At 54.0% G+C, this 22,771-nt stretch carries 15 protein-coding genes; 9 read left to right on the top strand and 6 right to left on the bottom strand.

Going from position 1 to position 22,771, the window contains the following annotated elements; genetic code table 11:
• Nucleotides 1-392 precede the first annotated feature (392 nt).
• A complete protein-coding gene (locus ACTJKZ_RS11300; protein ID WP_161734568.1) occupies nucleotides 393-1,589 on the bottom strand; it encodes an MFS transporter in 1,197 nt (398 codons plus the stop codon).
• A 304-nt stretch (nucleotides 1,590-1,893) separates the two neighbouring features.
• Here ACTJKZ_RS11300 and ACTJKZ_RS11295 point away from each other — a divergent pair, with 304 nt between their 5' ends.
• Complete coding sequence (locus ACTJKZ_RS11295; RefSeq protein ID WP_161734566.1) at nucleotides 1,894-2,643, top strand: NAD-dependent epimerase/dehydratase family protein; 750 nt, start codon at nucleotides 1,894-1,896, stop codon at nucleotides 2,641-2,643.
• A gap of 114 nt (nucleotides 2,644-2,757) precedes the next feature.
• Here the strand turns inward: ACTJKZ_RS11295 and ACTJKZ_RS11290 are convergent, their stop codons facing one another.
• Nucleotides 2,758-3,651 carry an ABC transporter six-transmembrane domain-containing protein gene (locus ACTJKZ_RS11290; protein WP_161734564.1) on the bottom strand — a complete coding sequence of 298 codons (894 nt, stop codon included), beginning with the start codon at nucleotides 3,649-3,651 and terminating at the stop codon, nucleotides 2,758-2,760.
• A gap of 104 nt (nucleotides 3,652-3,755) precedes the next feature.
• Between ACTJKZ_RS11290 and ACTJKZ_RS11285 the strand changes: the two genes are divergently transcribed.
• The 3 genes from ACTJKZ_RS11285 to ACTJKZ_RS11275 all read left to right on the top strand — a co-directional run bounded on the left by ACTJKZ_RS11285 (nucleotide 3,756) and on the right by ACTJKZ_RS11275 (nucleotide 7,670).
• Complete coding sequence (locus ACTJKZ_RS11285; protein WP_222925860.1) at nucleotides 3,756-4,340, top strand: TetR/AcrR family transcriptional regulator; 585 nt, start codon at nucleotides 3,756-3,758, stop codon at nucleotides 4,338-4,340.
• A gap of 463 nt (nucleotides 4,341-4,803) precedes the next feature.
• Nucleotides 4,804-6,189 (top strand): diaminobutyrate--2-oxoglutarate transaminase, encoded by a 1,386-nt coding sequence (locus ACTJKZ_RS11280; protein ID WP_440829586.1) that lies wholly within the window; start codon nucleotides 4,804-4,806, stop codon nucleotides 6,187-6,189.
• Nucleotides 6,190-6,203: 14 nt separating this feature from the next.
• Entirely contained in the window at nucleotides 6,204-7,670 is a 1,467-nt protein-coding gene (locus ACTJKZ_RS11275; RefSeq protein ID WP_440829585.1) for a pyridoxal phosphate-dependent decarboxylase family protein, read from the top strand.
• Nucleotides 7,671-8,636: 966 nt separating this feature from the next.
• Here ACTJKZ_RS11275 and ACTJKZ_RS11270 read toward each other — a convergent pair.
• A complete protein-coding gene (locus ACTJKZ_RS11270) occupies nucleotides 8,637-9,950 on the bottom strand; it encodes an MFS transporter (protein WP_440829584.1) in 1,314 nt (437 codons plus the stop codon).
• Nucleotides 9,951-10,157: 207 nt separating this feature from the next.
• On the opposite strand from ACTJKZ_RS11270, the gene ACTJKZ_RS11265 reads away from it, so the two are divergent.
• A complete protein-coding gene (locus tag ACTJKZ_RS11265; protein ID WP_222925870.1) occupies nucleotides 10,158-10,469 on the top strand; it encodes a VF530 family DNA-binding protein in 312 nt (103 codons plus the stop codon).
• A gap of 71 nt (nucleotides 10,470-10,540) precedes the next feature.
• Here ACTJKZ_RS11265 and mqo read toward each other — a convergent pair whose 3' ends face one another.
• The gene (mqo, locus tag ACTJKZ_RS11260; protein ID WP_222925863.1) at nucleotides 10,541-12,190 is read right to left on the bottom strand and encodes a malate dehydrogenase (quinone); all 1,650 of its coding nucleotides are present in this window, start codon (nucleotides 12,188-12,190) and stop codon (nucleotides 10,541-10,543) included.
• A 306-nt stretch (nucleotides 12,191-12,496) separates the two neighbouring features.
• Here mqo and ACTJKZ_RS11255 point away from each other — a divergent pair, with 306 nt between their 5' ends.
• Nucleotides 12,497-14,131 (top strand): sensor histidine kinase, encoded by a 1,635-nt coding sequence (locus ACTJKZ_RS11255; RefSeq protein ID WP_161736155.1) that lies wholly within the window; start codon nucleotides 12,497-12,499, stop codon nucleotides 14,129-14,131.
• Entirely contained in the window at nucleotides 14,128-14,847 is a 720-nt protein-coding gene (gene dcuR, locus ACTJKZ_RS11250; RefSeq protein ID WP_033735650.1) for a two-component system response regulator DcuR, read from the top strand. Before ACTJKZ_RS11255 ends, dcuR begins: the two co-directional genes overlap by 4 nt.
• On the opposite strand, the gene ACTJKZ_RS11245 is transcribed toward dcuR, so the two are convergent.
• Together ACTJKZ_RS11245 and ACTJKZ_RS11240 are read right to left on the bottom strand one after the other, a co-directional pair.
• Complete coding sequence (locus tag ACTJKZ_RS11245) at nucleotides 14,841-15,803, bottom strand: FAD:protein FMN transferase (RefSeq protein WP_161736156.1); 963 nt, start codon at nucleotides 15,801-15,803, stop codon at nucleotides 14,841-14,843. The two genes, dcuR and ACTJKZ_RS11245, sit on opposite strands and share 7 nt — an antisense overlap.
• A gap of 62 nt (nucleotides 15,804-15,865) precedes the next feature.
• Nucleotides 15,866-18,646, bottom strand: a complete 2,781-nt coding sequence (locus ACTJKZ_RS11240) for a flavocytochrome c (protein WP_161736157.1) — start codon at nucleotides 18,644-18,646, stop codon at nucleotides 15,866-15,868.
• Nucleotides 18,647-19,236: 590 nt separating this feature from the next.
• Between ACTJKZ_RS11240 and ACTJKZ_RS11235 the strand changes: the two genes are divergently transcribed.
• Both ACTJKZ_RS11235 and fumA read left to right on the top strand, forming a co-directional pair.
• Nucleotides 19,237-20,745, top strand: a complete 1,509-nt coding sequence (locus ACTJKZ_RS11235) for an anion permease (protein ID WP_161736158.1) — start codon at nucleotides 19,237-19,239, stop codon at nucleotides 20,743-20,745.
• A gap of 156 nt (nucleotides 20,746-20,901) precedes the next feature.
• Complete coding sequence (gene fumA / locus ACTJKZ_RS11230; RefSeq protein WP_222925866.1) at nucleotides 20,902-22,548, top strand: class I fumarate hydratase FumA; 1,647 nt, start codon at nucleotides 20,902-20,904, stop codon at nucleotides 22,546-22,548.
• Nucleotides 22,549-22,771 lie beyond the last annotated feature (223 nt).

Here is a 22,771-nt window from a genome sequence, read left to right as displayed (position 1 = left end):
GGCGAAGATGGCCTGTCTTTCAGAAGGTAACTTACCAGGCTTTTAGGAGGAGACTCATGAATAAGGGTATCTTGTGATATCGCTTGCACTGAGGACTGCTTTACTAAAACTGCTTTGATAAGGTCTGTGTTCCAAACCGAGGTCGCCATTAAGCCATCCCTTAACGACTTTAGCAAACATTATTTTAATTTAATTTTAACATCCAGACGTCCGGAACGCCATTATTGATTTTTCAAGCCTTTTTAAATTCCCGCGCTTTCAGAATGATAATTTTCATTAAACGGTCAGCCAGTAAAAAGTCTTGCGGTCAATCACTGCGGAAAAGTTATACGTCGGCGCTGTACACATTAAGCGCAGCGATAATCGGTATCGCTGCGTCCTCTTCTTTTATATCAGGCCAGTTGCGTCTGCTGACGCGCAGCATGGCGCGCCGTCATCACAAACACCATCAGACCGGCCACGCCCAGCGCAACACCCACCCACGCGGTGGAGATCCAGCCATAGCCCAGCGACACCGTCAGGCCACCCAGATACGCGCCCATCGCATTGGCGATGTTCAGCGCCGAGTGATTCATCGCAGCCGCCAGGGTTTGCGACTCATTGGCGACATCCATCAGGCGAATCTGCAGTGACGGCAGCAGCACCGAGCAGGTGCCAATCAGGAAGGTCGCCAGCAGTCCGGTGGCCACATGCTGAACCAGCACCGGGAAGGCCAGCATCACCAGCACGTTCCATAACAGCGTCCAGCCAATAATATTCAGCACCGGGCCATCAGCCAGACGGCCCCCCACCAGATTACCGATGATCATTCCCAGCCCAAACGCCACCATCGCCCAGGGGATCAGCGAAGGAGAGATGCCAGCGATATTAATCAGCGTTGGCGCGATATAACTGAAGATCGCGAACATGCCGCCAAAGCCTACCGCGCCCACCAGCAGGGTCAGCAGCACCTGTGTGTTTTTCAGCGCACCCAGTTCACGCAGCGGATGTGCATCCGCATCGCCTGGCGTGTAAGGCACGTAGCGACCAATCAGCAGGCAGGTCAGGAGACCAACCGCGCCCACAAAGGTGAACACCACGTGCCAGCTGAATAGCTGCCCAATCCATGAGCCTAGCGGTACGCCAATCAGGGTCGCCACCGTCAGTCCCAGCATCAGTGACGCCAGCGCACGACCGCGCCGTTCAAGCGGGACCAGTGAAGCTGCCACCAGTGAGGCAACACCAAAGTAAGCCCCGTGCGGCAGGCCGGTCAGAAAGCGCGCCACCAGCAGGCCGTGATAGCTGTCGGCCATCGCACTGGCGACATTGCCGACGCTGAACAGCGCCATCAGGATCAGCAGCAGCGATTTACGTGCCATCCGCGCTGCCAGTACGGCAATAAACGGTGCGCCCACCACCACACCCAGCGCGTAACTGGCGATAGCGTTGCCCGCCTGCGGTTCGGTGATCGTCAGAGAGCGTGAAACATCGGGCAGCAGGCCCATCATGATGAACTCACCGGTTCCGATACCAAAGCCGCCCAGTGCCAGAGCGAGTAATGCCCAGCGGACAAAACCGGCATCGTCGGTTTTATGATTTTTTCTTAACAAAATGGATTCCCAATGACCTGAACTGAAAAGCTGACGTGAGTCGGCGGGAGAAAGCAGAACGTTATCCCGTCCGGATGAAGCGGCTTGACTATAGAAAGTGAGGCCGCGCTAAGCAACCCATTTTGTGATCTGACGCACAGTAAAGGCTGTTCCAGGATTACGCTTCCACTGTGCGGGTCTGGCGCGAATCGCGCTAAGCCAGCTTACAATCCGGAGAGGTCAGGCAGGCTTAGATCGGGGATGTCTGCTTTACTGACCGATTAACGCGTCTTTATTTAACAGGTTACTGAACAGGAATCAGCAGATGACGACCAGAGTGATCCTTCTTACCGGCGCCAGCGGACGCATCGGCCGGACCTTCTTCGCAGCCAGCCAGGATCGTTACCGCTTTATCCTGACGGATGTGCGGCAGCCCGACTACGCGATCCCCGCCCCGCATCGGTTTATCGCGGCGGATTTATCGCAACCGGATGCGGCAGAGAACTTACTGTCAGATGAACCTGTCGATACCGTTATCCACCTCGCCGGTATCCCTGATGCACAGGCCAGCTTCGACGATCTACTGCCCGCAAACATTCTCTCCACCACCTGGTTACTGAAGGCAGCCGCAGATCATCGCTGTCGTCGTCTGGTGTTTGCCAGCAGTGCGCAGACTATCGAGGGTTATCCGACAGATATTCAGGTACATCCCGGCATGGCTGTCTGTCCTGCGAATCTGTATGGCGTCACCAAATGTTATGGGGAAGCACTTTGCGCTTTCTACGCCAGCCAGCACGATCTGAGCTGCGTGGCGCTGAGAATCGGGGCGTTTGAACCGGCACTGGATAATAGCCAGCACACTGCACGGGATTACAGCGCCTGGCTGAGCCCGGATGATGCCGTCAGACTGCTGACCGGCGCTGTCGAAGCGGAGAAGATCACTTTCTTTATTGGTTACGGCATTTCCGATAACCGCTTTAAACGGTTTGATCTGACGCAGACGCGTGAGGTGCTGGGCTATACGCCGTCCGATAACGCATTCAGGGCATTTACGCCGGGCGAACTGGATTATTAATCCTGCACCAAAGAGGTCAACGCGGTCGTAGTTTTGCCGGGTTGTGGCGCTTTATCTCAACAGCCGCCGGAAAGTCCGGCGGTTGCTTCAGGAATGTGGCAGAGATCGTCAAAATCAGTGCGTACCGGTATTCACCCGCCGGCCAATGTCTTTGAGCTGTGAATATTTCTCCAGCAACTGAGGACCATCATCCAGGCTCATGGCAAACATCCACATATAGGTCATTACCGAATAGATATGACCCGCATTGGTGCCGCCACGGCCCGACATTAGCGCGATAGTGACCGCAAACAGCAGTGCCGCCACGCTACCGATGGCCAGATAACCGCACGCTTCCCGATCCGAGAGGCGGATCCGCAGACTGGCCAGCACGCCATAGTGGCGGCCCAGTGACGCGGCGTTCGCGTTGCTGACAAAGCTCACTTCTTTCTCCAGCCGGTTGTTAAGACGGCCAAACAGCGCATCGTTCTTGCGGGTAAATCCCGGCAGGAAACAGGCGAAGAACAGCAGGATCGCCAGACAGCCTGCGCCGGTCCAGAACTCGATAGCCAGCAGCATCACTGCCGCACCGGTCATCGACGCCAGCGAAGTAATCAGCACCGGCAGATGCTTCTCGAAAAAGTCGACAAACTCGCGAGACAACGCCACCCGCGCAGCAATCGTCGACGCACTCTGTTTTTCGCTGCGCTGTGCCACAATCACCGGCACGGCCAGCTCAGCATAGATGCGGGCAAAAGTCCGGGTATCGACACTGCGCCGCGCTGCGCCGATAGCCCACATGGTAAAGACCATCGCCGCATAGAGCACCGCATGCCAGGTCCTGCCGGAGAGTATGGCGTTGATAGCGAAGCCCGCCAGCAGCGGATAAAGCAGATACATGACGTTTTCCGCCACCACCAGCAGCAGCGTGAGGAATAGCTTGCGGCTATGGCGGCGGCCAAGCATTTTTAATGTCAGAATAGCGCTGCGGGGAGCCGCAACGGGCAGGATCGTTTTTGAGGAAGACATAGTTTCTTTTTCTGATAGCGTCACTCTTGAGCGGTTGCTCAAGTACAAAAAGCAGTCTATTTGAGCGGTTGCTCAAAGTCAACGTGGCAATGATAGAGAGAATAATGAAAGAGTCGGCTGAGGTATTGAGAACCAAAATCCTGGATGCAGCGATAGTGCTGTTTATTGAGAAAGGGATCGAAAAAGTGACCACCCGTGAACTCACCGAGTCGGTAGGTATTTCACGCAGTCATATTTACCACTACTTCAGCAACTGGCAGACACTCTGCCTGGCAGCGCTGGAACGCTTTATGCGGGTCGATGTTGAAAATTTTGCCGACACACTGGCCTTGCTCACACCGCGTCAGCGGCTGCATACCCTGTTTGAAAGCCATCTGCCGAGTGCGCCGGATGCCACCTGGCAGCTCTATGCCTCTTTCTGGCAGATGGCTGCGCACAATGATGCATATGCTGCACTGGCTGAAGAGATGACTGAAGTGTGGCAGGCACTAATGGAGGGGATTATCCGTGACGGCGTCACCGACGGCACACTACGGTGTGATGATGTTCCCCGCACCGCCAGGCAAATCAGCGCCATGCTGAACGGCTATGCGGATTTGCTGACGATCAATCCTTCAGAATCTAAAGCTCGCGAAGCTATGGCAGACCTCGACCAGTTTGTTGAATTTGCCCTGGGGCCATGCCGTTAATCCCGGTTAATACGGTTTACCTTTCGCCATACATTAATTAAATGTTAAATAAAGGTTTATTATTTTAATTAGCCTGCAGTTTTAAGCGTCTATAAATGCGTATTCGTCAGTTGAGCGGACTTATGCTTTTTACGTCTGAAAAGCTGCCTTTTTGATAGCGTTTTTTACCGGAAACAGCTGTTTACACAGATTATTATCATTGACTTAGCGCCTTGTGAACCGGGTAAGCTGGTGTTTTTACGCCATTTATTAGCAAGCCGTTAGCGTAGCGGCAATAATGCATGCGGTCATAAACCCACCAACTGATTGATTCCTATAACAAAGAATCCGTTATCTGACGATAAAATTAATCATTGAGTCGGACCCGAAAAACACCTATATTGGCCGCGCTTTACACATAGCCACCCATTTTAATTCATTTATTCAACTGTGACGCTACGCCCGTCCCGGTTGTAGGAGAGATATGATGACGGATAAAGTCCGTATTGATAGTTTGAATGCACAGAACTTAAACGCAACCAACGAAACCTATTTAGTCCGTCAGGCTGAATTTGAATCAAACGTTCGAAGTTATCCTCGCAAATTGCCGTTCGCGATTGCGAAAGCTCAGGGTGTCTGGATCACCGACGTCGAGAATAATCAGTATCTCGACTGTCTTGCCGGTGCCGGAACGCTGGCGTTGGGTCATAACCATCCAGACGTTCTGCAGAGCATTCAACATGTCATTACCAGCGGCTTGCCGTTACATACTCTCGATTTAACTACGCCGTTAAAGGATGAGTTCTCTGAGTACCTGCTCTCGTTATTACCGGGTCAGGGCAAAGAGTACTGCCTGCAGTTTACCGGCCCGTCCGGCGCAGATGCCGTTGAAGCGGCGCTGAAACTGGCGAAAAAGCACACCGGTCGTTCCGGGATCATCAGCTTCTCGGGTGCGTATCACGGTATGACCCACGGCGCGCTGTCGGTCACCGGCAACCTGTCACCGAAAGAAGCCGTAGATGGCATGATGCCGGAAGTGCAGTTCATGCCTTATCCGCACCTTTATCGCTGCCCGCTGGGCATTGGCGGTGAAGCAGGCGTGAAAGCACTGACTTACTACTTTGAAAACCTGATCAATGACGTTGAAAGCGGCGTTCGCAAACCTGCGGCGGTGATTCTTGAAGCAGTTCAGGGTGAAGGCGGGGTTAACCCGGCTCCGGCTGAGTGGCTGCAGCGCATCCGCAAAGTGACCAAAGAGCACGGCATTCTGCTGATCATCGACGAAGTCCAGGCGGGTATTGCCCGTACCGGTAAATTCTTCGCCTTTGAGCACGCGGGTATCGAACCAGACATCATCGTAATGTCCAAAGCGGTCGGCGGCGGTCTGCCACTGGCGGTACTGGGCATTAAGAAAGAGTTCGACGCCTGGTCTCCGGGTCACCACACCGGCACCTTCCGTGGCAACCAGCTGGCGATGGCGACCGGCCTGACCACGCTGAAGCTGCTGAAAGATAACAACATCGCTGACAAAGTCGCGGCACAGGGTGAATGGCTGAAAGGCAAACTGGGCGAGCTGCAGCAGCGCTACCCGGTAATCGGCAACGTGCGTGGTCTGGGTCTGATGCTCGGCATTGAGCTGGTGAAACCCGACGAACCTGCTGACCATATGGGCAGCTTCCCGGCTGACGGCGAACTGTCTGCACTGGTACAGAAAAAATGTTTTGAGAACGGCCTGATTCTGGAGCGTGGCGGACGTCACGGCAGCGTATTACGTCTGCTGCCTTCCCTGCTGATCACAGATGCAGAACTGGACGTATTCATGGATAAATTTGAAAACGCCCTGCTGTCCGCTGGCGTGAAAGCAGTTTAAGTGGAGTGAATGCAATGTCCCGGTTAAACCCGATTCTGGCGGCCTCAGCACAGAGTACCGAGGCCTACCAGCAGGCGATTGCCCAGAGTAGCGCGGCCGTCGTTAAGTGGCTGGAACAACCTGAGATGTATCAGGGAAAAACCGTCGCAGAGCTGCGCGAGCGCATTACGCTGGACTTCAATCCTCAGGGCCTGGGTAACCAGGCCGCGATTGAACGCGCCATTGAGTACTTCCTCAAAGACAGCCTGTCGGTGCATCACCCGCAATGTGTGGCGCACCTGCACTGTCCAAGCCTGGTTATCAGCCAGGCGGCGGAAGTGCTGATCAACGCCACCAACCAGAGCATGGATTCATGGGATCAGGCACCGTCTGCCACCCTGATTGAGATGAAGCTGATTGAGTGGCTGCGCACCCAGGTCGGTTATCAGCCTGGCGACGCGGGCGTCTTCACCAGCGGCGGCACCCAGAGCAACCTGATGGGTCTGATGCTGGCGCGTGACGCCTGGTTTGCGCGTCAGGGTCATTCTGTTCAGCAGGATGGCTTAACCGGCGATCTGAAGAAGATTAAAGTCTTCTGCTCAGAGAACGCGCACTTCTCCGTACAGAAGAATATGGCGCTGCTGGGTCTGGGCTATCAGTCCGTCACGCAGGTGAAATGTGACCAGTTTGCCCGCATGGATATGGATGATCTGCGTCAGAAGCTGGCCGCATCCAAAGCTAACGGCGAAAACATTCTGGCGATCGTTGCCACGGCGGGAACTACCGATGCCGGTGCAATCGATCCCCTGCGTGAAATCGCGGCGCTGGCGGCGGAAGAGAACATCTGGGTGCACGTCGATGCGGCCTGGGGCGGCGCGCTGCTGCTGTCAGAGAAGTATCGTGACTATCTGGATGGCATTGAGCTGGTCGACTCCATTACGCTGGACTTCCACAAGCAGTTCTTCCAGACCATTAGCTGTGGTGCCTTCCTGCTGAAGGAAGCGCGTCACTATGAGCTGATGCGCTACCAGGCGGCCTATCTGAACTCGGAGTTTGATGAAGCACAGGGCGTGCCGAATCTGGTCTCCAAATCGCTGCAGACCACCCGTCGTTTTGATGCACTGAAACTGTGGATGGGTCTGGAAGCGCTGGGTCAGAAGCAGTATGCCGAAATCATCGATCACGGTGTGACGCTGGCACAGCAGGTGGCACAGTACGTTGAAGAGCAGCCTGCTCTGGAGCTGGTGATGAAACCGCAACTGGCCAGCGTGCTGTTCCGCTATCGTCCGACGCATCTGGCGCACCTCAGCAGTACGGATATCGCCCTGCTGAACCAGCGCATCGGGGATGCCCTGCTGGAGTCAGGCCGCGCCAACGTCGGTGTGACCGAGCATGATGGCGTTACCTGCCTTAAGATGACCCTTCTGAACCCAACAGTAACGCTGGAAGATATCAAAGTGTTGCTGACGCTGGTGGAAAAAACGGCACAGCAGCTGGTGTAATTCATCACATCGGTTCACACCACACAGGCGCCTTCGGGCGCCTTTTTATTTTTCTGCCGCTCTCTTTGCGTTGATGACCTGTTCATCCCTGCCCCCTCCGATCCGTAACCTGGCCTCTTCATCTCAGGTCTTGTACTGGCTGCTTCATTCGGTGCAAAAATCGAGGTACACGAGCGTAGTGGCCTGAATGTCTGGCATAATGCCGTGCCCTAATCACGCATCGACGCGCTGGAACGCATGCTGGATAACATTCAAAAAACGAAGCGGCTGATATGCTAATTGATGAGCAGATTGAGCCGGGTTTAATTATTGCGCTTATCGATCCCGGAATAGTCAACGTTAAAGCAGCACCGCATTAAAATCATTTGTAGAAAATTGCCTGCACCGGAATCAGCTCGTCGCCGCCGGCCAGCCAGATTCCGGTCTCAGGCATCTCTTTTTTTTAGCAATGCCCTCACGGCGTACGCCTGTATGTTCAATTCTTATTGACCAAACGCACGGAAGCGTAACCGGCGAATTTAATGAGCCTGTTTAGCCCGTGTTTAATATTCAACCCGCATAACGTTTTTATTTTATCTGATATTGATAAACCGCATCGCGATCAAAAAATAAAGCTTATCTTTCAGCCATAATAGATCAATATTCAAATTAACTCTCTGATTAACCGAAAATAATGACTGTTCGTCTGGGTTAGTTAATTCAACAGGAGTAATGACTTATGCTGCTGCGTAAATTAATCATCATTATTATGGGCCTGATTATGGCGGCTGTGATTATCATTGCCGATAACCACGCTGATAAAGTCCGTTCGCGTGATCAGGTTTTCAGTTTATCGTCATCGCATGATCGCTAATCTGTTCTGAATAACCAAAGCCTGCCCCCTTACGGGCGTTCATGCTAACGGGCTGCCTGATGCACAGGCAGCCTGCCGGATTATCCTTTACCGCTCAAACCACCATCCAGAACTTAGCGCGACGGCGGCTCATCCAGCCGTCGCAGATGATCATCTTTATTCAGCGTCATCAGCGCCACAATACTCACCAGCGCCGTCGCCATCACATACCAGGCGGGAATATCGGGATTACCGGTCTCTTTAATCAGCCCGGTGATGATTAGTCCCGCGCAGCCGGAAAAGACTGCATTGGAAAGTGAATAGGCCAGCCCCAGCCCGGTGTAGCGTACCCGCGTCGGAAACATCTCGGCGAGCATCGCGGGGCCGGGTACTGCCAGCAAACCGACCACGCCACCTGCGATAAAGACCACCAGCGCTTTCAACAGCAGTCCGGTACTCTCTGCCTGCAAAACGTTTAACAGCGGCAGAGAGAGCACCAGCAGCAGCACCGCAGCTGAGACCATCACGGCGCGGCGGCCAATCCTGTCGCTCAGCATCCCGGCCGGGATGATGGTGGCGGCAAAACCGAGGTTCGATATCACCGCAATCAGCAGTGCCTGGTTAAAGCCGGTGTGCAGCGATGCCTGCAGATAAGTCGGCATAATCACCAGCCAGGTGTAACCGGCCGCTGACCACACCATCAGCCGGCAGATACCGAGCAGAATCGTTTTCAGCGTGTCGCCCAGGCTGGCGTTCACTTTTGCATGGGGCTGTGCCTGCTGCTGAACAAATGCGGGCGTCTCTTCCATCTGCACCCGCAGCCAGAGTGCCAGCCCCCCCAGCGGCAGTGCGATAAAGAATGGGATGCGCCAGCCCCAGCTCAGCATCTGCTCTGGCGTCAGCAACACTGAGAGCAATGCCACTATGCCTGCGCCCGCCAGTAATCCCAGCGCCACGGTAAAGGATTGCCACGCGCCATACAGACCGCGCTTTCTGCGTGGTGCAAACTCGGTCATCAGCGACACCGCCCCACCATACTCGCCTCCTGCGAACAGGCCCTGCAGGATACGCAGGCCGGTCACGATCAGCGGCGCCAGGATACCCAGTTGGGCATAAGTCGGAACCAGACCGATGGCAGCTGTCGCCAGCGTCATCATAATCAATACAAAAATCAGTGTGGGTTTTCGCCCGATGCGATCGCCCATCCGGCCAAAAACAATCGCACCCAGTGGACGGAAGAAAAAAGCGATGGCGAACGACGCGTAGGTCAGCAGCAGTCCGGTCAGCGCAGACTCGCCTTCCAGCCGGAAAAAGTTCTGCGCAATCACCGTGGCCAGAAAGCCATAGACCGCGAACTCATACCATTCAATGAAATTACCGACCGAACCGGCAAGCAGAGCACGTTTTCGGCTGGCGGAGGAGAGCAGATTATCAGCAGGGGCAGACATGACAGGCGATCCTTTTTAAAGCATCATCAGTCGTTTATGATTAGCACAATCGCTGCTCATCTGCGCAAACTTCTGCCCGTCGCGTTAGCGCAGACACATAAATCTGCAGGTACACCCCCCCACACGCTCTTTTTCACCTTCAGTCCTTGCACAACCGCTTTACGGTTGTCAGGATGTGCGGCATTGAATGAATCAGGCGGATAGATGATGAACGCACACACCTCAAAAGATCCTCTTCACGGCATCACACTGGAGATGCAGATAAACAGTCTGGTCGCGCAGTATGGCTGGGCTGAAATGGCAAAACGGATCAACATTAACTGCTTTAAAAGCGATCCCAGCGTTAAATCGAGCCTGAAATTTTTACGCCGTACGCCGTGGGCGCGGGCTGAAGTCGAAGCGCTTTATCTGGCCTCGTTAAACGCGCAACCGGCAGCACGCGACGAACCGGCTGAAGAAGCCGATCAGGCACCCGCTGAAGATCCGTGGGGCAAGTGGCGCGGTAACACGCCGGAGTAACACTGACAACGAAGCAGTAAAAAAGCCCGCGCAGGTAAACCTGGGCGGGCTTTTTTCACGTCAGGCTGCTGTTACAGCGCCATGTCGTGTTTCGCTGACGGCGCAGCTTGCTGAGGCTGTGCTGCCGGCGCGTCTGCGGTTTTGCCTTCCATGTTGATCACGGGCGGCGTGGTCAGTTGCAGGGTCGCTGCGGTCTCATTCCAGACCTGCTGCAGCAACGGCACGTTGTCATTCAGTTTCTGACCGTAGCCTGGGATCATTTTGTGGATCTTCGCCTGCCATTCCGGTGATTTGAACTCTTCCGGGAACAGTTTCTGCATCACGCTCAGAGAGATTGGCGCTGCGGTTGATGCACCAGGAGAAGCACCCAGCAGAGCCGCCACGGTTTTCTGCTGATCGGTCACAATTTCTGTACCCAGTTTCAGCACGCCACCTTTATCAGCATCTTTCTTGATAATCTGCACACGCTGACCGGCCTGAATCAGTTTCCAGTCCTCTTTCTTCGCGTCCGGGTAGTACTCTTTCAGCGACTCAAAGCGATCTTCATCACTCAGCATCACCTGTCCAATCAGGTATTTTACCAGGTCGAAGTTATCCATACCCACATCGGTCATTGGCACGATGTTATGGGTAGTGGTGGTGCTCAGCAGATCAAACAGCGAACCGTTTTTCAGGAACTTGGTTGAGAAGGTCGCAAACGGTCCAAACAGCACGACGCGTTTACCATCCAGATAACGGGTATCCAGATGCGGAACGGACATCGGCGGTGCACCGGTTGAAGCCTGGCCGTAAACTTTCGCCAGATGGCGATCGGCAATGGCACTGTTTTCGGTGACCAGGAATGAACCACCGACCGGGAAGCCTGCATAGTTATCGGCTTCCGGGATGCCGGTCTTCTGCAGTAATTTCAGCGCGCCGCCGCCTGCACCGATAAAGACATATTTTGCGTCAACCGCACGTTCGTTGCCGTTTTTGGCATCTTTAATCGTGACGTGCCAGGAGTTGTCGCCGTTACGTTTGAAATCGGTAACTTCAGAAGAGGTTTCCAGACGGAAGTTGTCATTCTTCTTCAGGCTGCCGATCAACTGACGGGTAATTTCACCATAGTTAACGTCGGTGCCGACTGGCGTCCAGGTGGCGGCCACTTTCTGCTGTGGATCACGGCCTTCCATCACCAGCGGTGCCCACTGCGCGATCTGTTTGTGATCGGTAGAGAACTTCATCCCCTGGAACAGCGCCGTTTTCTGCAGTGCCGCATAGCGTTTGGTCAGGAAGTCAACATTGTCGCCCCAGACAAAGCTCATGTGTGGCGTTGAGTTGATGAAAGAGCGCGGATCGTGCATGACGCCCTCTTTAATCTGTGAACTCCAGAACTGGCGAGAGACCATAAAGGCTTCGTTGATTTCCAGCGCTTTGGACACGTCAATCGAGCCGTCTTTACGCTCAGGCGTATAGTTCAGCTCCATGTTGGCAGAGTGACCGGTACCGGCATTATTCCAGCCGTTAGAGGATTCCAGCGCCACGCCATCCAGCTTCTCGACCATGATCTGTTTCCAGCCAGGCTGCAGCTCTTCCAGCATGGTGCCCATAGAGGCGCTCATAATGCCGCCGCCAATTAACAGGACGTCGGTTTTCTCTGGTGAGGTTTCAGCATGGAGGGCTGAAGAAACTAACAAGGCCGCGAGGGAAAGGGTGGGAATTACTTTCTTTGAATTCATCATTTTAATCGACAGCTCGGACGGTACTGGTTAAAAAAAGTCCTTAAAGTTTAAAATAATGTTATTTGTGAGTTAATGTGAAAATAGTTATAAAATTAAAAATAGCAATTTAGCCTTAATTTAATTACAAAAGGCTTACTGAATTGCTCACATATTTTAACCACACATTAAGGGTGTCCTTTGAATTATACAATCCCCTAACCCAAATATTGTTATTGCTCTGTCGCCCGCGCGCAGACCGCTAAAACTGTACTGATGCGGTGAGTTAGCGTATGTTTCAAGCCGATCCCCTACCCGTGCTGAACATCGATGACAAGCCAACCACAGAACCGACATGCCGTGACTAAACGACCCATGAAACTCAGTACCCTGACCACCCTGATGATGACTGCGGTGATCGTTACCGTGCTGCTCGCTGTCCATCTGCTCTATTTCGTTCAGATTGATAACTTTGCGCAGTCGCATCTTAAAGATAAAGCGATGGCGGTGGCGCGAACGCTGGCAGACAGCCCGGAGGTGCAGCGCGGGTTACTGTTGCCAGACGGCAGCAGCCAGATTCAGCCGCTGGCGGAAGCCGCGCGCAAACGCAACGGCCTGCTGTTTGTGGTGGTGACGGATATGCACGGCATCCGCTTTTCACATCCGAATGCCGCGGTGATCGGAAAACATTTTGTCGGCAATGACATCTATCCCACGCTTGGCGGCCGGGAAAATGTCGCGGTCAATCATGGGGTGCTGGTGGAGGCACTGCGGGTCTTTACGCCGGTTTATAACGCCCAGCATCAGCAGATTGGCGTGGTGGCAATCGGCATTGCACTGAATGATGTGGCGGCTCAGATTGCGAAGAGCCGCTGGAATATCGTCTGGACCGTCCTGTTTGGCGGTGTGGTTGGCCTCCTGGGTATTCTGATTCTGGTCAGGCGACTCAAGAACATACTGCTGGGGCTGGAGCCGCACGAAATCTCCAGCCTGTTTGAACAGCGCCAGGCGATCCTGAATTCCATTAAAGAAGGGGTGATTGCGGTCGATGATCAGTCACGCGTCAGCCTGATTAACCATGCGGCTCAGCAGCTACTGCATGAGACCACCCGCAGGATGCCGTTAAGCGGTGATCTGATTGCTGAGGAGAGCGTCATGCATCGTCATCAGCAGGATGCGCTGCATGCGGGCAAAGCCTGGCACGATCAGGAGCTGACGCTGGGTAATCGCATCCTGATCAGCAACACCGTTCCGGTGCGCAGTCGTGACCGCATTATCGGCGCGGTAACCACCTTCAGGGATAAGACCGAAATCAGCCAGCTGATGCAGCGTCTGGACGGCATGGTAAACTATGTAGATGCGTTACGTGAGCGGTCTCATGAGTTCATGAACAAGCTGCATGTGATTCTGGGCCTGCTGCATATGAAAAATTATGCACAGATGGAAGAGTACATCCTGAAAACCGCTAATGCCTATCAGACGGAGATCGGTTCGCTGCTGCAAAAGATCAAATCGCCGATCATTGCCGGTTTCCTGCTCAGCAAAATCAACCGGGTAACCGATGAAGGTCATCAGCTGATTATCGATGAGGCGAGTTTTCTGCCTGACTGCGGCAGCGAGGAGCAGAGCGCGGTTCTGATTACCGTGCTGGGCAATTTAATTGAAAATGCCCTGGAGGCGCTGGACCCGGAAACCGAAGGGGAAATTCACCTCATGCTGCATTATCAGAATGGCTGGCTGGCCTGTGAAGTGAGTGATGACGGCCCAGGTATCGACAGCTCGCAGCTCAGCGCCATTTTTGAGCGCGGCGTCTCGTCAAAAGGTGACGATCGCGGTGTCGGACTGTTTCTGGTTAAGCAGCAGACCGAAAGCCTGGGCGGCAACGTTAGTGTCGAGTCGGAACCCGGTGTATTTACCCAATTTTTAGTGCAACTTCCGTGGGAGAGAGGAATGATTACCCAATGATCAATGTGTTAGTTGTCGATGATGACGCCATGGTAGCCGAGCTGAATCGCTGTTATATCGGGCAGATCCCTGGCTTCACCTGCTGCGGCACGGCCTCAACCTTACAGCAGGCCAAAGAGCGGCTGGCCGAGGCTGAACCACAGGTTGATCTGATCCTGCTTGATATCTATATGCAGCAGGAAAACGGTCTCGATCTGCTGCCAGAACTGCGCAGCGCAGGGCGGCCAGTTGACGTGATTATTATCTCATCAGCGGCGGATGCCGCCACCATCAAGACTTCGCTCAACTATGGCGTGGTGGATTATCTGATTAAGCCTTTCCAGTTTGCCCGCTTTGAAGAGGCGCTGACCGGCTGGCGTCAGAAAAAATCGCTCATGGATAATCATCAGTTCTATCAGCAGTCGGACGTTGATCAGCTGTTGCATGGTAATCCGCCTGGTGCCAGCGAACAGAAACGCCTGCCGAAAGGGTTAACGCCGCAGACGCTACGTACACTGTGCCTGTGGATCGACGCCCATCCCGGCACGGAATTTTCTACCGACGAACTGGCGACGGAAGTCAATATCTCGCGCGTCTCGTGCCGTAAATACCTGATCTGGCTGGCGCAGATTAATATTCTGTTCACCAGCATTCATTATGGGGTTACGGGCCGTCCGGTTTACCGCTATCGCCTGCAGCCGGAGTATCACACCTTACTCAAACAATACTGTCAGTGAACCAGCCGGTAGTCCGTGTCGAGTAACTGAAACGAAAAGTGACGTTGTGACGAGCAGATTATCTGCCTGTCACGGGTCACAAAGATAGCTTCAATGCCCGGTTTGTCGGTCAGGCAGGCGATGCCCTTTTCAACGCCCAGTCCGTACAGCAGCGTCGTATAGATGTCGCCATCCAGCGATCGATCGGAAATTACAGTTACACTCAGCAGCTCGTTATCCAGCGGATAACCGGTCTGTGGATTAAGGATGTGGTGATAACAGACCTCATCCAGCTCGAAGTAGCGCTCATAGATACCGGACGTCACGACCGAGCGGTTGTTCACACCGATGACACCGATCAGCGCATCGGCCTCACCAAACGGCTTTTTCAGACCGATTGCCCAGCCCGCGGATTCTGGTGGCGCGCCCACCGTCTGAACGTTACCGCCCAGATTGATCAGCGCACTGCTGACCTGCTGCTGACGCAAAAAAGCCTGGACTACGTCGGCGATATAGCCCTTGGCGATGGCACCCAGGTCAATCTCCATTCCTGGCCGTGCCAGCATCACGCTGCGGGTGGCAGCATCAAGGATAACGTCCTGTGGATTGATCAGCGTCATGCGCGCCTGAAGATCGGCTTCTGACGGAACGCTGTGGCCCTGAAAGCCAATTTTCCAGCACTTCACCAGCGGACCGATGGCCAGATTAAACAGGCTGTCGGGCAACAGGCTCACCGCATGCGCACAGGCGATCACATCAAACACGGGCTGACTGACGACCACCGCATGCTCTCCTGCCGCGTGGTTAATCGCCATGACTTCCGACGCCGCGCGATTTACCGTGAAGAGATTCTCCTGCTGTTTGATCAGGCGAAAAACCTGCCTGGCCAGCGTCTGGTTGTCTTCGAAGAGTTTGAGCAGGATGGGCGAACCCATTAATACAGCGGAATAAGCATAGACACGCGCATCAGTTAACATAGGCGACTCTGCTTTAAAGGGGAAAACCGGCACCCGCAGGAGGCGGATGCCGGAGACTGCCGTTAACGTCGGGCGTAGGCGGCGGCGTTACCGCCGGCCAGGATACCGAAGATAATGATATCTGCAACGGCGTTACCGCCAATACGGTTCGCGCCATGAATGCCGCCAACCACCTCGCCACATGCCCAGGCACCGTTAATCACCTGTTTCTGGCTGTCCAGCACCGCGGTGGTGGTATCAATGGTGACACCGCCCATGGTGTGGTGCACGCCTGGTGCAACACGAATCGCATAGAATGGCGCTTCGCTCAGCGGATGACGCAGCGCGGTCTGGCGACCAAAGTCTTCGTCTTTCTGCATTATTACGAAGTTATTGTAACGTGCCAGCGTCGCTTCCAGCGTGTGATGCTCACTCATGTTGAGTTTCACCGCCAGTTCCGCCACGGTTGGCGCGCTGACCACAAAGCCCTTGGCGATGTACTCGTCAGCCGCTTTGTTATTCATGCGCACCTGCTCGTCAAACACAATCCAGGCACTCTTCTCTGGCAGGGCAATAATCTGCGCTGAGACTTTGTCGCGGGTCTCCATCTCGTTGTAGAAACGCTTGCCGGCCTGACTGACCAGAATAGCGCCGCCGCCGCGAATCGATTCAGAGACCAGATAAGAGGTGGTCTGCTCAACAGTCGGGTGAATCTGAATTTCCCCCATATCCACCGTTCCGGCACCAATTTTCTCCAGCATCGCAATACCGCTACCGGTCGCACCTTTGTGGTTGGTGGTGACAAAGCCATCAAGTTCAGGGCGATATTTCACCACCAGCTCACGGTTCGCACTGAATCCGCCGGTCGCTACAATGACGCTTCTGGCGTTAAGGATACGGCTGTCGTTGTATTCATCGACCACTTTCACACCCGTTACAGCACCGTTCTCATAAAGAATTTCTGCAACAGAGGTTTCCAGCAGCACTTCGATGTTGCGGCTGTTGATATTTTTCACCAGGCCGCTGATCAGGAAGCCACCTACCGCTGAACGGTCAGCCGGACGGTGAGTACGGTCGATGCTCATCCCACCGGTAATAGTGATGTCATTCAGTTCAATGCCGTGATTCGCCAGCCACTCAATCGCCTCAGGCGCCAGGTCCACAAACTCGCGCAGCAATACCGGGTTGTTTTTGAACTGGCCGCCTTTGAGCGTCTCCTCGTAGAACAGCTCTTTGCTGTCTTCGATGCCTTTGAGTTTCTGGAAACGGGTTTCGGCGGCGTTCATACCCACAGACGCTTTGATGGTATTGCCGCCAATGGTCGGCATCTTCTCGATGATAACCACACGTGCGCCTTCATCGTGCGCCTGAATCGCCGCCGCCAGACCGGCACCGCCGCTGCCCACAATCACCACATCGTAATTCTGTGGGGCATTAGGGTTACCGCCCTCTTCAATCACATGCTCTTTGCTGGAGGTGGTCAGCGCACGGGAAACCGCTTTTTTCAGCGCTTCACTCTGGGTGGTCGCGCCGGTAATCGCATCAACATGTGGGCTGTTCGCCACCAGAATACGGTTACGCAGGCTTTCAAAGGTGGTGGTGAAGTCCACATCCAGCGTATCGTCCGGCACCAGCGAGATGTCGGTAATACGGTCGGTATCCAGTGTGACGTTGATTTTCAGCTTCAGCGCTTCGGCTTCCACTTTCTCCTGATAAACACCCGCTTTGTATTTACGGCCCGATTCGCTCATGTCGCGGATCATCGCGTCGACCAGCGAGAAGCGCCACAGCGGTTCCGGGATCTGCAGCTCTTCGCGTTTATTGCTGTCGATGTAGAGTTCGAGATGTTCGTTATTGATGATGCGGTCAGCCCAGTTCGGATAGGCGATACAGGCTTTACCAATGGCCACCAGGTCATAGCCTTTTTCCAGCGCCAGTTCGGCGTCGGCTTTATTCACCACGCCGCCGACACCAATCACCGGCACTTTTGCCAGCACTGGCGAGCGCATCGCAACGAATTTCTCGATCAGCGGCGTCGGGTCCTGCGTATCGACAATGGACGGGCGCAGCAGCTGGCCGACAGAGAAGTGAACATAATCGAGTCCGCGCGCGGCCAGTTTTTCCAGCAGATAGAGGGTGTCGTCAAAGCGGATGCCGGGCACTTCGATCTCTTCTGGCGAGAAGCGATAGCCGATGATGAACGAGTTATGGGCGAAGCGCTCCGCCATTTTGTGAGTGATTTCCAGCACTTCCAGCGGGAAGCGCGCGCGGTTATCGCGGCTGCCGCCCCACTTGTCATCGCGCTGGTTAGAATTCGGAGAATAGAACTGCTGAATCAGATAGGTGTTCGCACCATGAATTTCGACGCCGTCGAAACCGGCCTTAATAGCACGGTTCACCGCATCACCAAATTTGGTGATCATGGTTTCGACTTCTTCAGCGCTCAGCGCCAGCGGTTGAGTGGCACCTTCGCGTGGTGCGGCAATGGCGCTCGGCGCAACCGGTGTTTTCCCGCCGATGAGTTCCGGCTCGACCATGCGGCCACCGTGATAGATCTGCAGAATGGCCGTGGAGCCTTCCGATTTAATCGCGTCCGCGATGCGTTTCAGACCAGGAATTTTGTTGTCACTGTCGATAGCAATGGCACCCGGAAACGCCGGGCCGCGGTTATCAATAAAGCAGCACTCAACGATCACAGTTCCGATGCTGCCTGCACGTGCGCGGTAATACTCGACCAGTTCGCTGGTGACCGTTCCGTCATAAAAACCGGTACAGGTGGTCATGGGGGCCATCACCAGTCGGTTTTTTAACACAGCGCCGCCAGGCAGGGTAAGTGGATTAAGGATGGGGGTGAGAGATTTCATTGCGATAAACTCCAAGATTTAAAAGTCTGGAAATTTTTTAGCGGACGCAAATTATCGCTTTATTAAGTGGTCCGATGTCATGCGTCTAATATACCCTTATCTTTGCTTTCATAAGTGATAAATTTACTTTTTTAACTTTTAAACGATTCAGAGTTTTTATTTGCTGAATTCAGGAAGTGTAGTTATATTAATTGTTAACCATGGGTAACTAAAAATCAACCATTGATTTACATAAATAATTTAACCTTTATGATCATAGTGTTAAGATGAATGCGTCGACCGGGGCCTTCCCATGATTTGTCGATCAGCTTCACAAAACTGTCAGAATGTCGATGTCAAAAATATAAATAAAAAATAAATGTTAAAAACGGGGGAATAATGAATAAATTTCTTTGATCTGGATCAAAATCTATATTTGCAAAAATCGCATCATATTTACATGGATTTAAAAATGCTGCTCAATAGTCCAGCAGCAGATTGATAAAATCATTGCATCGCGGTTTATTCACATTATTAAGAATAAATAAGAAAGTCATCAGTGAAGGTCCGGGGCGCAAATCGCATTCTTCTCAACGTGCAGATAAAATACTATGAAACCACTCTCAGCTGTAACTGAACCCCCTAAAGCTGCCCCTGCGGCGGCGGGTAAAAAGAAAGCTATCATGCTGGCTCTGCCAGTCATCGTTGCTGTGTTGCTGTTGCTGGTGCCAACACCGGCCGGTCTCGAACCCTATGCCTGGCACTTCTTCGCCATCTTTGTCGGCGTGATTGTCGGATTGATCTTTGAGCCGCTGCCCGGTGCCGTTATCGGCCTGACCGGCGTCGTGGCCATCGCGCTGTTCAGTCAGTTTGTCCTCTTCAGCCCGGAGGAACTGGCTAACCCGAAATTCAAAGTCGCCAGTGAGTCCTTTAAGTGGGCGGTCAGCGGTTTCGGTAACTCCACGGTCTGGCTCATCTTCGGTGCCTTTATGTTCGCCGCCGGGTATGACAAGACGCAGTTTGGTCGTCGTCTGGCCCTGATTCTGGTGAAATATCTGGGTCGCCGCAGCCTGACGCTGGGCTATGCCATTACCTTCGCTGACCTGCTTCTGGCACCGTTTACCCCCTCAAACACCGCGCGCAGTGGCGGTACTATCTATCCGATTATCGCTAACCTGCCTCCGCTTTACGGCTCTAAACCCAACGACCCGAGCGCCCGTAAGATCGGTTCGTATCTGATGTGGGTCGCGATCACCGCAGCCTGTATCACCAGTTCGATGTTCCTCTCAGCGCTGGCACCTAACCTGCTGGCACTGGCGCTGGTGAAAAGCATCATCGGTTTTGATATCTCATGGGGTATGTGGTTCCTGGCCTTCCTGCCGCTGGGCGTGCTGCTGATTCTGACCATGCCGCTGCTGGCTTACTGGTTCTATCCGCCAGAAGTCAAAATCAATGATGAAGTGCCGAAATGGGCTATCGCTGAACTGGAGAAACTGGGCCGCCTGACACGCAATGAAATCCTGCTGCTGGTGTTTGTAGTCTGTGCCCTGCTGATGTGGATCTTCGCCACCTCGTGGATTGAACCTGCGATGGCTGCGCTGCTGGTGGTGGTACTGATGCTGTGGACCGGCGTCCTGAACTGGAACGACATTACCAGCAACAAGCCGGCCTGGAATACATTCGCCTGGTTCGCAACGCTGGTGGCGCTGGCTGATGGCCTGGCCCGCGTCGGCTTCATCGCCTGGCTAGGTAAAGAGGGAGGCATGCTGCTGCAGGGCTATGACCCACAGATTTCAGCCGTGGTGCTATTAATCGCCTTCTTCCTGCTCCACTACCTGTTTGCCAGTACCACGGCACATACTACTGCCCTGTTACCGGCCATGCTGACCATTGCAGCGTCAATCCCGGGCATCAATATGCCAGTCTTCTGCCTGATGCTGTGTACCTCTCTGGGTGTGATGGGCATCATCACGCCCTACGGTACTGGCCCAAGCCCGATTTATTACGGCAGCGGTTATCTGCCGACAAAAGATTACTGGCGTCTGGGTACCATCTTCGGTGCCATCTTCCTGGTCTCTATGATGGTGATTGCTTATCCGTGGATGGTGTGGATGTTCTGACGGATACAACATGCAGATCAACGCGTTATAAGATACCATTCCTTCACTTCCCCGCTGCACCCGCAGCGGGGAAGCATAATAAACAATGAATTCGCCTATGATGTTGCGCCCCGCAGCCTGCCCGCGGAGGTTCAGCCGGTCATTAAGTGAGAAAAAATGTCGAACAAACCTTTTGTCTATCAGAACCCTTTTCCGCTGTCCCACGAAGATACTGAATACTACTTGCTGACTCGGGAGCATGTCTCGGTCGCCGAGTTTGAGGGTCAGGAGATCCTTAAAGTCGACCCGCAGGCGCTGACCTTGCTGAGCCAGCAGGCGTTCCACGACGCCTCTTTCATGCTGCGTCCGGCCCACCAGCAGCAGGTGGCTTCTATCCTTAATGACCCGGAAGCCAGCGACAATGACAAATATGTCGCCCTGCAGTTTTTAAGAAACTCTGAAATTGCCGCCAAAGGCGTGCTGCCGACCTGTCAGGATACCGGCACCGCGATCATCATGGGCAAAAAAGGCCAGCGCGTCTGGACCGGCGGTGGCGACGAGGCCGCGCTGTCACAGGGTATCTACAACACCTACATCGAAGATAACCTGCGCTATTCACAGAATGCCGCGCTGGATATGTACAAAGAGGTGAACACCGGCACTAACCTGCCGGCGCAGATCGACCTCTACAGCGTCGATGGCGATGAGTATAAATTCCTCTGTATCGCCAAAGGTGGCGGCTCCGCTAACAAAACCTATCTCTATCAGGAAACCAAAGCGCTGCTGAGCCCCGGCAAGCTGAAAAATTACCTGGTGGATAAGATGCGTACCCTCGGCACCGCAGCCTGCCCGCCTTACCATATTGCGTTTGTTATCGGCGGCACCTCGGCTGAAAGCACCCTGAAAACCGTTAAGCTCGCCTCGACGCACTATTACGACGGCTTACCGACTGAAGGCAACGAGCACGGTCAGGCTTTCCGTGACGTTCAGCTTGAGCAGGAGCTGCTGGAAGCGGCGCAGCAGCTCGGCCTTGGCGCGCAGTTTGGCGGCAAATATTTCGCGCACGACATCCGCGTGGTGCGTCTGCCGCGTCACGGCGCGTCATGCCCGATCGGCATGGGCGTCTCCTGCTCGGCTGACCGTAATATTAAAGCGAAGATTAACCGCGAAGGTATCTGGATTGAAAAGCTGGAAGCCAACCCAGGTCGCCTGATCCCGGAAGCGCTGCGTCAGCAGGGTGAAGGTGAGGTGTTGCAGGTTGATCTTAACCGTCCAATGGAGCAGATTCTGGCGCAGCTTTCTGCGTATCCGGTCTCTACCCGCCTGTCACTGACCGGCACCATTATCGTGGCGCGTGACATTGCTCATGCCAAACTCAAAGAGCGCATCGATAACGGCGAAGGATTACCGCAGTATATTAAGGATCATCCGGTCTATTACGCCGGTCCGGCCAAAACGCCCGAAGGTTATGCGTCTGGTTCACTCGGCCCGACCACCGCAGGCCGCATGGACTCCTACGTCGATCTGCTGCAGGCTCACGGCGGCAGCAAAATCATGCTGGCAAAAGGCAACCGCAGCCAGCAGGTGACGGATGCCTGTCATAAACATGGCGGCTTCTATCTGGGCAGCATCGGTGGCCCGGCCGCGGTGCTGGCGCAGCAGAGCATCAAAAGTCTGGAATGCGTGGAGTATCCGGAGCTGGGAATGGAAGCGATCTGGAAAATCGAGGTGGAGAACTTCCCTGCCTTTATCCTGGTCGATGACAAAGGTAACGACTTCTTCCAGCACATTGAGCGCGCGCACTGCGCGAAATGCGTGAAGTAAAAGCTGCGTCAGATAAGAAAAAAGCCCCGGTCTCGGGGCTTTTTTGTGATGCGGACTGACAGATTTAAGGAGCGGATGGCTGTAAGAGTAAGCATGCGCAGGGAACGGAATCCCGACTCAATATAAATACAGCAGCAACTTTTTAGCCCGGCGCATAGCGACAATGAAAGCAGCATAAATCTGACAGCAACACCTTAGCTTAACGCGCAGGAAACACGGTCAG

Source organism: Pantoea sp. 22096 (assembly GCF_052045955.1).
Classification (GTDB): Bacteria; Pseudomonadota; Gammaproteobacteria; order Enterobacterales; family Enterobacteriaceae; genus Pantoea; species Pantoea alfalfae.
The sequence above is the reverse complement of the archived record's forward strand: the minus strand, read 5'-3'. Positions and strand labels throughout refer to the sequence as shown.